We start from the raw sequence: 14,912 nt of genomic DNA, 5'->3' as shown, positions 1-14,912 counted from the left end.
GAAATTCATAGACAAATATCTGATTATCAGATATAAATATACAAAAAATAACAATTATAACCAAAAAAAATCCGCCTCAAGTTGTGAGACGGATTCTTTATCAGAAATATTGTTAATTTTATAAAAACTATTCCGATGAAAGAAAAGTCTATTGCAAAACCTACAAAACCTCATCTACTATCAGATATCTGGAATGCTCATCCAGATGCATTAAGCAACAACTACAATGCAGTTACCGATCCTCCATCAGTTGAAAAAATCATTGGCGAAATGTTTGCAATGGGACCATTCTATTATTATGTGATTAATATGGCAAACAGTACTCTTAGCAACCATCATCCAGAACTACTGAAGATGCACGGACTAAAAAGACAGCCTCAGCATCTTAAAGAGATTATCAACCTCATTCATCCTGATGATTTAGAATTTGTGATGCAAGCCGAGAATATGACTTTACAACAAATAAAAGAAATTGGCTTTGAGCATCAACTTAATTTAAAATCTAGTTACTGCTTCCGTATGAGAACTGCAAAAGGTAATTACGAAATGTTTCATCATCAAGCAATCCACTCTCTGAAGGATGAAAATGGAAGATTGCTACAAGCAGTCAACATCCACACCAATATAGAACATATCACTAAGATCAATTCTTACATTGTTTTAGTTACTGGTATTGGAGGACGAACAGACTTCCACCAAATGCAATACAACAGCAAAACCATACAAATCCCTCAGCCAGAAATCAATCTTACAAAGAGAGAAATAGAGATTTTATCTTTACTAGCAACTGGTTACACCGCAAAAAAGATTGCCGAATATTTGAACATATCTTATCATACAACCACAACTCATCGCAAAAATATATTCAGCAAATTGAAATGCACCAAAATATCTGAGCTTGTAAAACGAGCTTTGGAATTGGGACTTATTTGAGATAATTGATAATTGATAATTGATAATTGATAATTGATAATTGATAATTGATAATTGATAATTGATAATTAATAATTAACCATTATTTCCCAAACTTGTTTTAAATTTGATTTTTAAATTATCTTTATGACATCGCCGTTTTACAAATCTTCAAAAGATATTATACCAACTTGCGATTGCATATAATCATTAAAAAAATTTAAATAACTTTATATGAAATATTTATTCATCATTATGCTATCATTATTCGGGTTTTCAAAAAATAAGGCGCAGGCAAAATCGATTCACAGTTTCAAAGTAGAAGCTTTGGATGGTTCTACAATTGATTTTTCTAAATTCAAAGGCAAAAAAATATTGGTTGTCAATACTGCTTCCGAATGCGGATTCACGCCTCAATATGCAGATTTGGAAAAGCTTTATGAGACCTACATAAACAAATTGGTTATCGTTGGATTTCCTGCTAATAATTTTGGTGGACAAGAACCTGGAGCCAACCACGAGATTGCAACATTTTGCCAAAGAAATTATGGTGTTCAGTTTCCAATGGCAGCGAAAATTTCTGTGAAAGGCGACGACATTGCTCCTATCTACAAATTCTTGACCGACAAAAAAGAAAACGGTGTAAAAAACACTACTATCGGTTGGAACTTTACAAAGATTCTATTGGATGAAAAAGGCAATATCATTGATAGTTTTGAAAGTAAAATAACGCCAATGAGCGAAAATATTACAAAGTATTTGAAATAGGGTTTGGAAACTCCATTGGTCCACACAAAATCAATATTAGATTAAGTAAGATTTCTATTCATCAAATGATTTTAAAGCAGGACTTTTGGGTCTTGCTTTTTTATTTTAATTTGCGGGTATTGATAAAAGAGGACAATTGTCTTGTAAAAAAATCTCAACATATACTTCAAAGACACAAACATCTTTTTCATTTAGTAATAAGTTCATAATATGAGCATCTCAATCATAGGTGGCGGAATTGGCGGTTTGACTTTAGGAAATGTTCTGAAGCAACAAAATATAGATTTCCAAATCTATGAAAGTGTATCGGAAATTAAACCTGTCGGAGCTGGAATTGCAATGGCAGGAAACGCAATGCAGATTTTTGATAAACTCGGACTCAAAGAGAAAATCGAAAATGCAGGAACCAAAATGCACGCTTTAATCATTACTGATAAAAAACTCAAAACTATTTCTAAAACTGATGTTCTGAAACTTGAACACAAATATAACGTTGGCAATATCGCAATCCACAGAGCTGATTTGCAGAAAATCCTAAGTGAAAACATTACCGAAAACATCATTCTCAATAAACGTCTTGAGACAATTGAAAAGAAAAAAAATTACCACTTGACTTTTCTGGATAAAACTAAAATTGAAAGCGAAATTGTTTTTGGTGCTGATGGTGTAAAATCTTTGGTTAGAAATCAAATTCTAAAATCAGGAAAAATCCGAAGTGCCGGACAAAAATGCTGGCGCGGAATTCTAAAAACTGAAATTCCGGAAAAATACAGCCACAATGCCTACGAAATGTGGGGCAAAGGAAAACGTTTTGGTTTTGTGAAAATCAGAGAAAATACCTTGTATTGGTATGCTTTGGTGAACGAAAATTTTTATTCTGACAACATAGATTTGTTAAACGAATTCAGAGATTTTCATCCTGACATTTTGGAAATGATTTCTAAAACATCCAAAGAAAATATTATTCTGAATGACATTATCGACCTTAAACCTATGAGTCATTGGTCAGCAGAAAACCTTTGTTTGATTGGCGATGCAGCTCATGCAACTACTCCAAATATGGGACAAGGCGGTTGTCAAGCGGTTGAAGATGCTTATGTAATTGGAAAATTATTAGAAACTGAAAAAGATTGGAACAAACTTTTTTCTCAATTTGAAAAAATCAGAAAAGACAAAGTTCATCATATTGTGAAAACCAGTTTTAAAATCGGGAAAATTGCACAATGGGAAAATTTTACAGGAATCAGGAATTTTATTTTTAGAAATATCCCAGAATCTGTGAATCAAAAACAGATGGAAAAAATTCTGAAATTAGAAATTTAGTTTTTTAAAGTCTTCGAGAACCTCAGACTGACAATTTTTAATGACAATTGAAAAAAAGACTGAGATTGTTAAAAATAGAGAACTACTCTTCTTCTTTTTTAATTTTTTCAATTAAGCTTTCTAGTTCTTTTATTTTATCTTTCAGGTTTTTGATATCATTTTTGTTGTTGGAAACTTTGCTTTTCAGCATTACAGTTCTGGCGCGTTCGCTATGATCTTCATCGTCTTCGTCTTCATTAATTTCCTCCACATCTTCCTGGATTTCATCAATATCTTCCTGAATTTCTTCTACGTCTTCTTGAATCTCTTCAATATCTTCCTGAATCTCATCAATATCTTCTTGGATTTCGTTAACATCTTCCTTCAAATCCTCGATATGTTCAGAACTTTTGTTGACAGACATCTGGATAAAAATTGCCAAATAAATAGCTTCCAAAGAAACAATAGTTGTAAGAACCAGCAACATATGCTCAAATTCTACAATATTAAAAATCGGTAAAGCAAAACTGACTATAAAAAAAATGGTATGAAAAACAAGCGACTGAATAGAACCTACCCACCAGATAATTCCGTTGGCAATTTTTTCTAAAAAGGACAATTTTTCTTCTGTAAGTCTCATTGGAAAATTTTGATAAAAGTAAGGATTAAAAAGGCGATTTGCAAAAATCTTTAACCAATAACATCTGTAAAAGCTTTATCCAAATTATCATATTTAAATTTGAACCCCGAATTTTCAATCTTTCTGGAAGAAATCTTACTGCCTTCCAAAGCTAAAACCGACATATTACCCATAATACTTTTGATAATAAATTGGGGAATATTTGGTAAAAATATTTTTTTGTTGAGATAGGAAGCTAGTTTATTTATAAGTGTTTCGTTGGTTACAAAATCTGGTGCAGCAGCATTGTAAGCCCCGTTCATTGTAGCATCTTCAACCGCTTTGCAATAGATGTTAATCAAATCATCGATATGAATCCAAGGAAAATATTGTTTACCTGTCCCAAGAGCAGAACCAAAGCCTAAATCTATTGGTTTTTTGAAAACTTCCAAAACACCACCTTTCTCAGATAAAACGGTTGCAGTACGAACTCTTACAACTCTGCTTCCAAGGTTTTGGAACTGTAAGGCTTTCAGCTCCCAATCTGTACAAACACAACCTAAAAAATCTTCTGCTGGAGCATCATCTTCCGAAAAATTCTGTTCAGAAGTAACCTGACCATAAAACCCAACAGCTGATGCAGAAATTACCGCTTCCGGATGGATATTCTGCTTCTGCATCTCTTCATAGATGAATTGTGCAGAACTTACCCTACTTGCGTAGATTTCTCTCTTGTAAGAGTCTGTCCAGCGATTACTGATTGGAGCACCTGCCAGATGAATAAAAATATAAGTATTGTCAAGAGCTCCTTCTTCCAAAAAGCCATTCTCATAATCCCAAACATAAGATTTGAAATCTGATTTTTCTTTTTTTGAACGAACCAAAATCTCAACTTGATAGCCACGCTCATATAATTTTCTAGAAAGCTTTTTACCCACTAATCCTGTAGCGCCGCTTATGAGAATTTTCTTCATTAATTATTTAATTTGCTCTTGACTAACAAAAACAATTCCAAATAAGAAGACTATTAATATTTTTTTCAAAAGATGATAATAATTTGAATTAAATTAATAAAAACAACTAAAGCAATCTAATCTTATCCTCTTGTATATCAATCACTTTATCTTTATACAAACTACCGATAGCTTTTTTAAAATTTTTCTTGCTCATTTGTAATTCATCTTTAATTTCTTCGGGAGAAGATTTATCAGATAGATAAAGAAGCCCGTAATTATCATTCAGTTTATCGATGATTTTCTGTTTGAACTCGTCAACATTTTCAAAACCTTGAGCTTGGAGAGTGACATCTATTTTACCATCTTCTCGGATAGTTTTGATGTAACCAGACTCGTCTGAAAGGGGATATAGTTTTTTGAAAACATCAGATGCATAGACCAATCCGATATATTTTTTATCTATTACAACGTTCCAGCCAATCTCTGACTCGTTCATCATAATTAGATCTACCCTATCACCATTTCTGTAAGGTAGATTTTCGTATTGAGGGTTACGTTTGAACTTGGTAGTACCAGTCGTTAGTCCAGTTGCCTCGTCAGTATAAACATAGACCAGATAACGTTTACCTTCTAGAATCTTGGATTTTTGTTGTTTGTACGGGATAAAAAGATCTTTTATAATTCCCCAATCCATAAAAGCCCCAGTCGGAAGACTCTGAACACAAGTCATCACAGCGAACTCACCAACTTCTGCATTGGCTTTTTCTGTAGTAGCTTTCAGATTACCATCGTCTTGATATACAAAAACTTCTACTTCTGCCCCAATTTCCCAAGACTCATCTGCAAAAATTTTCTGGATGAATGCTTTTTCACCAAGTTCATCTTTAAGGATATAACCTGACGAAATTTTTTCTGCGATTGTGAGAGTTTGGGTTTGACCAGCGTTCATAGGATTTAATTTGAGGCAAAAATAGACAAACTTTTTTTAATCTAATCTGTTACCCAAAATTCCCAAAACAAATATTAAAGGATCTTTCTATTTTCAACTTAATATAAAATTCAAAAACCAAAAACCTCAAGTTCATAAAAATATGAGTCGAGGTTTTTTTTATAGGTGTTAAGGAATGAATGTCTTAAAAAACGATTACCAGCTTGAAGTATCTCTTGGTGGATCTTTTGGTGGGTCTAAAGTCATTTCGGGTCTAGAACTAACCTTTGCGGAATCAGAAGCAATTGTATCTATAGATTTTTTATTTTCTAAATTTTCTTGAGAAGTTTTGTTGAGCTCCATTTCTGTAGTTGTATCATCGTCTTGTCTACACGATACAAAACTGAGAGATACAAATGCGATTGCTAAGATTGAAAAGATCTTTTTCATTTATGGTATAATTTTATAATTTCAAATTGAGTTTACAAGAAAATAATTCTGTTTTTATTCTGTGACGAAATTAGACTCTAATTTTGACACTTGATATGCACAAAACAGCAGCGATCTTTACCTTAAAAATAAAATAGCATACCACTTAGGCGTTATCAAAAACTATCTTGGTTATCACGAAGAAGCTATAGAACTGTTCAAAAACAGTGTCAGATATTTTGAGACAGAAGTTAATACTACTAATTCTAAATTTGGAAATGAAATCTACAACAACCAAAAAGGCTACCTGAACAGTCTTCATCAAATGATTGTATCTTACAGACATTTGAAGAACACAAAAAAAAACAGATTCTCTTACAGATATTGGTTTGTTAAAAACATTTAACAACAAAGATTTTTTATTAGAAAGAGGATACTTTTTGAAATCAAGAGGAATTAGCGAATTTAACAACAACAAATATCTCGCTGCCATAGAAAACCTTGACCAATCACTCAAATTGATGAGAGATGATTTTGCCTGGATGTCGGTTGATTATTTTAATATTGGAAAAAGTTATTTAGCACTTAATAACGAAGATCTTGCGATTACCAATTTCAAGAAAATAGATTCTATTTTCAACAAACAAGAGTTTTTACTTCCAGAACTAAGGGAAAATTATGAGCTTCTTATCAACCATTACAAAAAGAAAAAAGATTCTGAGAAACAGCTTTACTATACCACTCAACTTCTAAAAGCTGACAGTATCATATCTAAAGATTTTGCTTCACTTTCTCTTAAAATCCATAAAGAATACGATACTAGTACTTTGATAGAAGAAAAAGGAAGATTAGAAACCGCAAACACTTGGGGTATTTATATGATTTTTGGACTTTTGATTACGGCAATATTATTGGTTTATGTTTTATTCAAAAGACACAAAAAAGGAAAAGAAACCTTGGATAAATATCATATTTTACAGGAAAAGCTACTAACTGACAACTACATTGCTAGATTAGAAAAACCTACGCCTACACCTATTGCTAATCAAGAAAATAGTGAAGATAAAAAGCCGCAGATTACAGAAACTATAAAAAACGATCTTTTGCTAAAGCTGAGAAAATTTGAAGAGAAAAAACAGTTTAATCAAAAAGGTCTTACCATTCATAAGCTAGCAATTCAGTTTGAAACCAATTCCAATTATCTCTCTCATGTGATCAATGAGCAAAAAGGAATGAACTTCAACAGATATCTTGGCGACTTAAGAATCAGACACATCACCTACTTATTATTCGAAAAAAACATCTATCTCAATTATACTATTGATAGCCTAGCAAAAGAGTGTGGCATTGCATCTCGACAAAATTTCTCGGATTTGTTTTTTGAAATCAACGGGATTAGACCGACAGATTTTATCCGAAAAAGAAAACAAGAAATTGAAGATATCAGTTATCCAAAGATAAAAAACGCTACAAGTCTAGTATCTGATAATTAGAATATTTATTGTAAAAACTCTTCTATTTTCAATGTTTGTTGTTCTCCAGAAACAAGATTTTTAACCGTAACTGTTTGCTCTTTTATTTCCTGTTCACCTAAGAAAACAAGATTCTCGATTCCTTTTTTCTCTGCGTAAGTGAATTGCTTTTTCAATTTTGAAGCTTCTGGATAAAGTTCTGCAGAAATGTTTCTATCTCTCAACTCAGAAATTAATTTTAAAGCTTCAATAGATTCTGCTTCTCCGTAATTAGCGAAAAGATACTTTACTTTGACATCAGAATCTTCTGGAAAAATCCCCAATTCTTCCATCACCAAATAAATTCTATCCAAGCCAAAAGAAATCCCAATTCCAGGAATATCTTTAACACCAAAAACTTCCGTCAAGTTATCATAACGTCCACCGCCACCGATAGAACCCATTGCAACTTCATCTGCTTTCACTTCAAAAATAGCGCCTGTATAATAATCAAGACCTCTTGCTAATGTAATATCAAAAACTAAATTTTGAGAATCGATTCCAAGGTTTAAAGCATTGGTAATTACAAATTCTAACTCTTCTACACCTTTCAATCCGATTTCATTTCCTGCGAATTTTTCTTTCAGATTAAGAAGATTTTCCAAAGCCTCATTAGTTTGACTGAAAAGGAAATCCAATTTAGAGATTGCTTCTTCAGAAATTCCTTTTTCAAGCATTTCTTTAGTTACTCCATCTTTTCCGATTTTATCTAATTTGTCAAGAGCTACAGTAAAATCAATTAATTTATCTGCAATTCCCGCATAGTCAGCCAATCCGGAAAGAATTTTTCTGTTATTAATATGAATCGAAACTGATAATTTTAAATCTTTGAACGATTTGAAATATAATTGCAATAACTCCACTTCCTGCCAAAGACTCGTACTTCCTACAACATCTGCATCACATTGATAAAACTCTCTGAATCTACCTTTTTGAGGTCGATCCGCTCTCCAAACCGGTTGAATCTGATAACGCTTGAAAGGAAAAGCCAGTTGTCCGTGATTCATTGCTACAAAACGTGCAAACGGAACTGTCAGGTCATAACGAAGTGCTTTTTCAGAAATCTGAGAAATCAGTTTTTGAGAATTCTTATTATTCCAATCTTCTTCATTTGTTTTCGAAGCATAATCTCCGGAATTAAGGATTTTAAAAATCAATCGATCGCCTTCTTCTCCATATTTTCCTGTCAAAGTAGAAAGGTTTTCGAAACTTGGCGTTTCCAATGGCTGGAATCCAAATAATTCAAAATTCTTTTGTAATGTATTGATAATATATTTTCTTCTGGAAACTTCTTTCGCAGTAAAATCTCTTGTTCCTTTTGCTAAGCTTGGCTTCATTATATTGATAAATGATGATTGATAAATGATAATCGAGTGCAAAAATATGAATTATAAGCGGAAGGCTAAATTTTTGACTTTCATTAATTCAAAAATAATAAATTTGAAATATGAGTTTATTTGAAGACCAATTCGAAATCATAGAAAACATTCTGCCTTACGACGGAACAACTTCTTATTATGGAAAAATATTTTCCGAGGAAGAAGCAAACAATTATTTCCAAAAATTAATGACCGAAGTTGAATGGAAAAGTGATGAAGCTGTTATCTTCGGAAAACTCATTGAAACCAAAAGAAAAGTCGCTTGGTATGGGAATGAGGAATTTAGTTACACCTATTCCGGAAGAACCAAAACGGCTTTACCTTGGAACAAAACGCTTCTTGAAATCAAAGAAAAAATTGAAAATGCAAGCGGAGAAACTTTCAATTCCTGCTTGCTAAACCTCTATCACAACGGTTCCGAAGGAATGGCTTATCACAGCGACGGCGAAAAGGATTTGAAAGATAACGGTGCCATAAGTTCTGTAAGTTTTGGAGCTGAAAGGAAATTCAATTTCAAACATAAAACCACGAAAGAATTGGTTTCTCTAGTTCTTGAACACGGAAGTTTATTAATGATGAAAGATACGACTCAGAAATTCTGGTTGCATAGATTGCCAACGACTACAAGAATCATCAAACCAAGAATTAGTCTGACTTTTAGGACAATTGATAAAGCTAAGTAATTAGTTTGTTATCTCGCAGATTATGCTAATTAAGCTGATTTTTTTTCTAAAAATTAAAATTATTTCCCCCAACCCTAAAGAGAGTAATTTTAATTTTTAAATCACTGCTTTGTATTTCTTAATAAAGGCAAGGCAAAGTAAGAATCCAAGTCCTGCCAAACCTGCACCAACCAACGACGGATAATTGTAAGAAAACCCAAATTCCAAAGGAAATCCACCAAAAAGTGCCCCTACAGAATTCCCAATATTGAAAGCAGCTTGCATAAAGGCAGCAGCCATCATCTCGGAGTTTTTCGCAGAACGCAACATCATAATATTAACAGGCGTTCCAACAGACATTGATAATGCGCCACAAATAAAAGTCAAAATCAAAGAGATTGTTTGATTTTCTGAAAAAAAGAAAACACCAATCAAAGCAAGAATCATTGCACTTAAAAGAATTGCTGCGGCTAAAGCTGGACGCATTTTGTCCGCCAATATACCTCCAAGGAAATTACCAACAACCATTCCTGCTCCCGCTAGAATCATAATGTAAGCAATGAAATCTGTTGAGAATTTTGAAACATTGGTCATCAAAGGTGTGATATAGCTGAACCAAGCGAATAATCCACCAAATCCTACAGCTGTAATCGCAATGATATGCCAAGCTTTTGCAGTTTTGAAGAACTCTAACTCTTGCTTCAAACTTGTAGTTCGTAAACTGTTCATTGCTGGAAGGAGAAATTTGAGTCCAAGAATTGTAATTAATCCAATAACTGAAACTACTCCGAAAGCGTATCTCCAGGACAACTGATGTCCCAACCAAGTCACAAACGGAACCATTGCGAGATTTGCCAACGTTAATCCCGTGAACATCATTGCAATACTTTGCGCCTGTTTTCCAGGTTTTGCTAATCGTGTTGCCACCACAGTTCCTACTCCGAAAAAAGCGCCGTGTGGCAATCCTGCCAAGAATCTAATCGCCATCATCGAATAATAATCATTGGAAAAAGCAGATAATGCATTAAACAATGTGAAGGCAATCATTAAAAAAATAAGGATTTTCTTCGGTGGATATTTAGCTGCATAACCAATCAGAATTGGTGCACCTACAACCACTCCAAATGCATAAGAGGAAATAAGGTGTCCTGCCTGAGGAATTGATATTTTTAAAGATTCTGCCACATCTGGCAAAAGTCCCATAATCACAAATTCTGTTGTCCCTAATCCCAATCCGCCTAATGCTAACGGAAGTATTCTCTTATCCATTTTGCAAAAATCAAGATTTTATCAATCAAATTCAAATTTAGATGTTGCAAAATCTATAATCATATCATTGATTTAAACTATTGTTTAAATTTGGTTAATATTGCAACTATCAAATCAAATATTTATTTAATATAATTATTCATAAAGGAAGAAATATTAAAATTAAAAACAACTGTTATTGTTAGTTAATTTTGATTTGACTAATGTTTTTTCTATTATTTTTGCATAGCTTAAAATTATGTTGAACAAAATTTTGACTTTCCCGATTGTCGTTTTGATAAAATTTTATCAATTTGCCATTTCGCCTTGGTTGGGGAAAAATTGCAGGTATGATCCTACTTGTTCGTATTATACTTTAGAAGCACTGAAAGTTCACGGACTTTTTAAAGGAATCTGGCTTGCCATAAAAAGGATTGGAAGTTGCCATCCTTGGGGAGGCGAAGGTTATGACCCAGTTCCACCCAAAAAACATTAAAATCAATTATCAATGAATCATATTTTTCTTAGATTTTATCTAATCCTTTTCGCAGGGATTTCTCAATTGTTTTTTTCACAAAGTGCTCCCAATCAGCTTTCTGATGGGACTTTGAAAATCAATAATAAAGAAACTGTTGCTGTTAAAATATTTGCTACTCAAAATAGTACAAAATTTTATGATGAAGCTTCTAATAATGTTCCTAATGAATTGGTTATTCTAAACGAAGATAATATCAAGGCAGAATCTGCTGAACATCTTGGGAGCATCCAAAATATTTTATTGAAATACAAAGCTTTTGGTTTTCAATTTTTGGATAAAAATTTTAAACCTGTTGATGCTACATTGGAACAGAAAAACATAGAAAATTTCAAATATCTATTAAAGTCTAAAACTGTTTTGAAATCAACCGATATTGTAGAACTAGAAACAAATTTCAAAATTTGGGATCCTATAAAGGGAATCAAACTAGGACCTTTTATGCTTCATTTTTATAGTTTGATGTTCATTTTTGCTTTTGGATTGGGTTATTTTATAATGGCAAAAATCTTCAAAATTGATGGTGTGGATGAGAAATATCTGGAGCCATTTTTTACTTGGACTTTGGTAGGAACTATTCTTGGAGCGAGATTGGGACACGTTATTTTTTATCAGCCAGAATTATTCAAAGAAGATTTCTTGAGTGTTTTCTTACCAATCAGTACAAAAGGAGGATTGCATTTTACAGGATTTTCCGGTTTGGCAAGTCACGGTGCAGCTATTATGGTTATTGCAACGACTCTATATTATAGTTTAAAAGTCATCAAGAAAAATCCGCTTTGGGTCTATGACAGAATCGGAATCGTAGTAGCTTCTGGAGGTGCTTTTGTGAGAATGGGAAATTTTTTCAATTCAGAAATCATAGGAAAACCAATTGACCCAAATTCTCCTTTCGCTATTTTATTTCCTCAACAAAGCTCTGAATATGGCGTAACAATCCCGCGTTATCCAACACAATTATTTGAAGCGTTTGGTTATGTTTGTCTTTTTGTTTTGCTTTGGTTTTTATATAAGAAAACAGATAAAAAATACCAGCAAGGTTGGTTATTCGGGCTATTCTTTATCATACTTTGGGCGATCAGATTCTTTGTCGAGTTCCTGAAAGAACCACAAGGTGACGAGATTATTCATTTTGCTGGGCTTAATACTGGTCAGGTTTTGAGTATTCCTTTTATGGTTGCCGGATTGGTGATTATGATTTATTCTAAGAAATTCAAACTTCCGAAAGAAGAAGCAACAGTATAAAATTTAAACTCCCAGATTTTGGGAGTTTTTTTATGTCTTAATTTAATTATTAATTGAGTTACAGACTTTCAATTTCATTAATAAACTCATCCAAAACCTCATCAGAAGTTGCCCAAGAAGTAATCAATCTGATGGCTGAACTTTCTTCATCTATCTTTTTCCAAACATAGAAATCAAAGTTTTCAGATAATTTTTCGATTTGAGAATTATTTAAAATCGGAAAAATCTGATTGGTGAATGTGTCTGATAAAAACTCGAAACCTTTGTTCTGAAAAGCAGATTTGATTTTCATTGCCTGAACGTTAGAATGTTTTGCCAAATCGAAATACAAATCATCTTTCATCAATTCCAAAAACTGAATTCCCAATAATCTGCCTTTCGCCAACATCGCACCTTTCTGCTTGATGTGAAATCCGAATTCCTCTTTCAGTTTATCATTGGTAATTACAATTGCTTCTCCTAACAATGCGCCATTTTTTGTTCCTCCGAGATAGAAAACATCAGTTAATCTCGCAATATCTTCCAATGTCAAATCATTGATTTCGGAAGTTAAAGCTTGTCCTAATCTTGCACCATCCATAAAAAGATACAAATTATTGGCTTTACAAAAATCAGATAATTCTTGTAATTCTTTCTTTGTATAAATCGTTCCAACTTCTGTAGAATTGGAAATATAAACGAGTTTTTGCTTAACCTGATGAGGCTTATTAGTATGCGTATCCAAAACCGATTGGATATATTCTGGTTTTAGTTTTCCATCTTCTGTAATTAGACCGTGAACTTTGTGCCCCGTTGCTTCTATCGCTCCGGTTTCATTAGTAAAGATATGTCCGGTTTCTGCAGAAACTACACTCTCGTGTGGACGAAGAATTGAAGAAATAACTAAAAGATTAGCTTGAGTTCCACCACTTACAAAATGAATATCTGCATCGTGATGATTGATTTTTTGTTGGATTAATTCTCTTGCTTGGTCAGAATAATCGTCGTAACCGTAACCGTTTTGCTGACTGAGATTTGTTTTGATTAATGCTTCTAAAATATTGGGATGACAACCTTCTGAATAATCGTTTTTGAAAGAATATTTCTTCATTATTTCTACTTCTTTTTTGATGAATCAAAGTTATTGAATTATCGATTAAGATAAAATTAAACCAAAATTAAATTGTTAGAATAAAACATAATCTTTTCTAACTTTTAATTAACTTTGACTTATGAATTCTCTAACCGAAGAAAATTACCTGAAAGCACTTTATCATCTTGTAAATGAGAATGATGAAGTTTCTGTAAACGATCTCAGCCGTCAACTCAATATCAAAATGCCTTCTGTAAACAGCATGATAAAGAAGTTTGCAGAGAAAAATTGGGTAAAATATGAATCTTATAAACCCATCAAACTTACAGAATCTGGAAAAAAAGAAGCCTCGCTCATTGTAAGAAAACACCGATTGACAGAGATGTTTTTGGTAGAAAAAATGGGCTTCGGTTGGGAAAATGTCCACGAGATTGCGGAACAATTGGAACACATCCATTCTGATGAGTTTTTTGATAAAATGGATGAAATTCTCAATTATCCAAAAATGGACCCGCACGGTGAACCAATTCCCGACAAAGACGGAAATGTTATTCAGCCTGACTTAAAAAAACTAAGCAAATGTAAGGAGAACGAAACAGTAGAATTATTTTCTGTAACCACTTCTTCTGAAGACTTCCTAAACTTTCTCAATAAAAGAAATCTTAGTCTTGGAACAGAAATCAAGGTTTTGCAAAAGGAAGATTTTGACCAATCTATGAAGGTTTTTTATAACAGTCAAGAGGAGAATTTTAGTAAAACTGTTTGTGATAGGTTGTTGGTGAAGTAATTATGATTTATAAAAAACCATTTATACTTTTTATTTTTCTTTTCTTGTTTAGCTGTACTTCAAAATCGGATGAAGTTGTTAAAAGAAAGGGAGAGCCAGATGTTCATATTTTATATAACGATGACTCTGAAATGAATAATGCAATAGAAAAAGCAAAAAGTTCTATTGACCAATTCAGAAAAGCAATTATTAGTCAAAATCCTAATTATTACAATTTCGCTTTGAAGAAAAGATTTAAAATCAATGACATAGATGGCGAACATATTTGGATAAGTGACATTCAATATTATAAAAATAAATATTATGGCTTAGTTGATGGAATTCCAATATCCACAAAAGAAGTTAAACTCGGAGATACGATTGAGGTTGCTTTAGAGGATATTAGTGATTGGCTTTATGTTTATGGAAACAAAGTAAAAGGCGCATATACAACAAGAGTTTTACGAACAAGAATGACAGAAAAAGAGAAGAAAGAAATGGATTCACTTAGTGGATTAATATTTGAATAAAATCGCACTCAAAGAAAGGCTGAGCAAAATCAATTTTATCATCAGCAAAA

The 14,912-nt window shown here is 32.8% G+C and carries 16 protein-coding genes; 9 read left to right on the top strand and 7 right to left on the bottom strand.

Translation table 11 applies throughout. From position 1 onward, the window contains the following. The first annotated feature begins 135 nt into the window (after positions 1 to 135). The 3 genes from DRF58_RS13015 to DRF58_RS13005 all read left to right on the top strand — a co-directional run bounded on the left by DRF58_RS13015 (position 136) and on the right by DRF58_RS13005 (position 3,003). A complete protein-coding gene (locus tag DRF58_RS13015; RefSeq protein ID WP_116036071.1) occupies positions 136 to 933 on the top strand; it encodes a LuxR C-terminal-related transcriptional regulator in 798 nt (265 codons plus the stop codon). 234 nt (positions 934 to 1,167) lie between these two features. After that, positions 1,168 to 1,680, top strand: coding sequence for a glutathione peroxidase (locus tag DRF58_RS13010; RefSeq protein WP_379883822.1), 513 nt, complete (start codon positions 1,168 to 1,170; stop codon positions 1,678 to 1,680). 210 nt (positions 1,681 to 1,890) lie between these two features. After that, on the top strand, positions 1,891 to 3,003 hold the full coding sequence (locus DRF58_RS13005; RefSeq protein ID WP_116036067.1) for an FAD-dependent monooxygenase: 1,113 nt from the start codon (positions 1,891 to 1,893) through the stop codon (positions 3,001 to 3,003). 82 nt (positions 3,004 to 3,085) lie between these two features. Here the strand turns inward: DRF58_RS13005 and DRF58_RS13000 are convergent, their stop codons facing one another. The 4 genes from DRF58_RS13000 to DRF58_RS12985 all read right to left on the bottom strand — a co-directional run bounded on the left by DRF58_RS13000 (position 3,086) and on the right by DRF58_RS12985 (position 5,935). Next, positions 3,086 to 3,622, bottom strand: coding sequence for a coiled-coil domain-containing protein (locus DRF58_RS13000; protein WP_116036066.1), 537 nt, complete (start codon positions 3,620 to 3,622; stop codon positions 3,086 to 3,088). A gap of 50 nt (positions 3,623 to 3,672) precedes the next feature. After that, positions 3,673 to 4,575, bottom strand: a complete 903-nt coding sequence (locus tag DRF58_RS12995; RefSeq protein WP_116036064.1) for a TIGR01777 family oxidoreductase — start codon at positions 4,573 to 4,575, stop codon at positions 3,673 to 3,675. Between the two features lie 106 nt (positions 4,576 to 4,681). Next, a complete protein-coding gene (locus DRF58_RS12990) occupies positions 4,682 to 5,506 on the bottom strand; it encodes a CvfB family protein (RefSeq protein WP_116036062.1) in 825 nt (274 codons plus the stop codon). Between the two features lie 195 nt (positions 5,507 to 5,701). Further along, on the bottom strand, positions 5,702 to 5,935 hold the full coding sequence (locus DRF58_RS12985; RefSeq protein ID WP_116036061.1) for a hypothetical protein: 234 nt from the start codon (positions 5,933 to 5,935) through the stop codon (positions 5,702 to 5,704). 368 nt (positions 5,936 to 6,303) lie between these two features. On the opposite strand from DRF58_RS12985, the gene DRF58_RS12975 reads away from it, so the two are divergent. After that, positions 6,304 to 7,407 carry a helix-turn-helix domain-containing protein gene (locus tag DRF58_RS12975; protein WP_123902412.1) on the top strand — a complete coding sequence of 368 codons (1,104 nt, stop codon included), beginning with the start codon at positions 6,304 to 6,306 and terminating at the stop codon, positions 7,405 to 7,407. 5 nt (positions 7,408 to 7,412) lie between these two features. On the opposite strand, the gene hisS is transcribed toward DRF58_RS12975, so the two are convergent. Continuing rightward, positions 7,413 to 8,762 carry a histidine--tRNA ligase gene (gene hisS, locus DRF58_RS12970; RefSeq protein ID WP_116036056.1) on the bottom strand — a complete coding sequence of 450 codons (1,350 nt, stop codon included), beginning with the start codon at positions 8,760 to 8,762 and terminating at the stop codon, positions 7,413 to 7,415. Between the two features lie 110 nt (positions 8,763 to 8,872). On the opposite strand from hisS, the gene DRF58_RS12965 reads away from it, so the two are divergent. Further along, complete coding sequence (locus DRF58_RS12965; protein ID WP_116036055.1) at positions 8,873 to 9,487, top strand: alpha-ketoglutarate-dependent dioxygenase AlkB family protein; 615 nt, start codon at positions 8,873 to 8,875, stop codon at positions 9,485 to 9,487. 96 nt (positions 9,488 to 9,583) lie between these two features. Here DRF58_RS12965 and DRF58_RS12960 read toward each other — a convergent pair whose 3' ends face one another. Next, the gene (locus DRF58_RS12960; RefSeq protein ID WP_116036053.1) at positions 9,584 to 10,735 is read right to left on the bottom strand and encodes an MFS transporter; all 1,152 of its coding nucleotides are present in this window, start codon (positions 10,733 to 10,735) and stop codon (positions 9,584 to 9,586) included. A gap of 238 nt (positions 10,736 to 10,973) precedes the next feature. On the opposite strand from DRF58_RS12960, the gene yidD reads away from it, so the two are divergent. Together yidD and lgt are read left to right on the top strand one after the other, a co-directional pair. Further along, entirely contained in the window at positions 10,974 to 11,210 is a 237-nt protein-coding gene (gene yidD, locus DRF58_RS12955; protein WP_116036051.1) for a membrane protein insertion efficiency factor YidD, read from the top strand. A 414-nt stretch (positions 11,211 to 11,624) separates the two neighbouring features. Next, on the top strand, positions 11,625 to 12,494 hold the full coding sequence (lgt, locus tag DRF58_RS18755; protein ID WP_379883821.1) for a prolipoprotein diacylglyceryl transferase: 870 nt from the start codon (positions 11,625 to 11,627) through the stop codon (positions 12,492 to 12,494). A gap of 58 nt (positions 12,495 to 12,552) precedes the next feature. On the opposite strand, the gene DRF58_RS12945 is transcribed toward lgt, so the two are convergent. Beyond that, on the bottom strand, positions 12,553 to 13,584 hold the full coding sequence (locus DRF58_RS12945; protein WP_116036048.1) for a threonine aldolase family protein: 1,032 nt from the start codon (positions 13,582 to 13,584) through the stop codon (positions 12,553 to 12,555). A 121-nt stretch (positions 13,585 to 13,705) separates the two neighbouring features. Here DRF58_RS12945 and DRF58_RS12940 point away from each other — a divergent pair, with 121 nt between their 5' ends. Next, positions 13,706 to 14,353, top strand: coding sequence for a metal-dependent transcriptional regulator (locus DRF58_RS12940; protein ID WP_116036046.1), 648 nt, complete (start codon positions 13,706 to 13,708; stop codon positions 14,351 to 14,353). Positions 14,354 to 14,355: 2 nt separating this feature from the next. Continuing rightward, complete coding sequence (locus DRF58_RS12935; RefSeq protein ID WP_116036045.1) at positions 14,356 to 14,862, top strand: YegJ family protein; 507 nt, start codon at positions 14,356 to 14,358, stop codon at positions 14,860 to 14,862. Positions 14,863 to 14,912 lie beyond the last annotated feature (50 nt).

The organism is Epilithonimonas hispanica (assembly GCF_003385395.1).
Classification (GTDB): domain Bacteria; phylum Bacteroidota; class Bacteroidia; order Flavobacteriales; family Weeksellaceae; genus Epilithonimonas; species Epilithonimonas hispanica.
The sequence above is the reverse complement of the archived record's forward strand: the minus strand, read 5'-3'. Positions and strand labels throughout refer to the sequence as shown.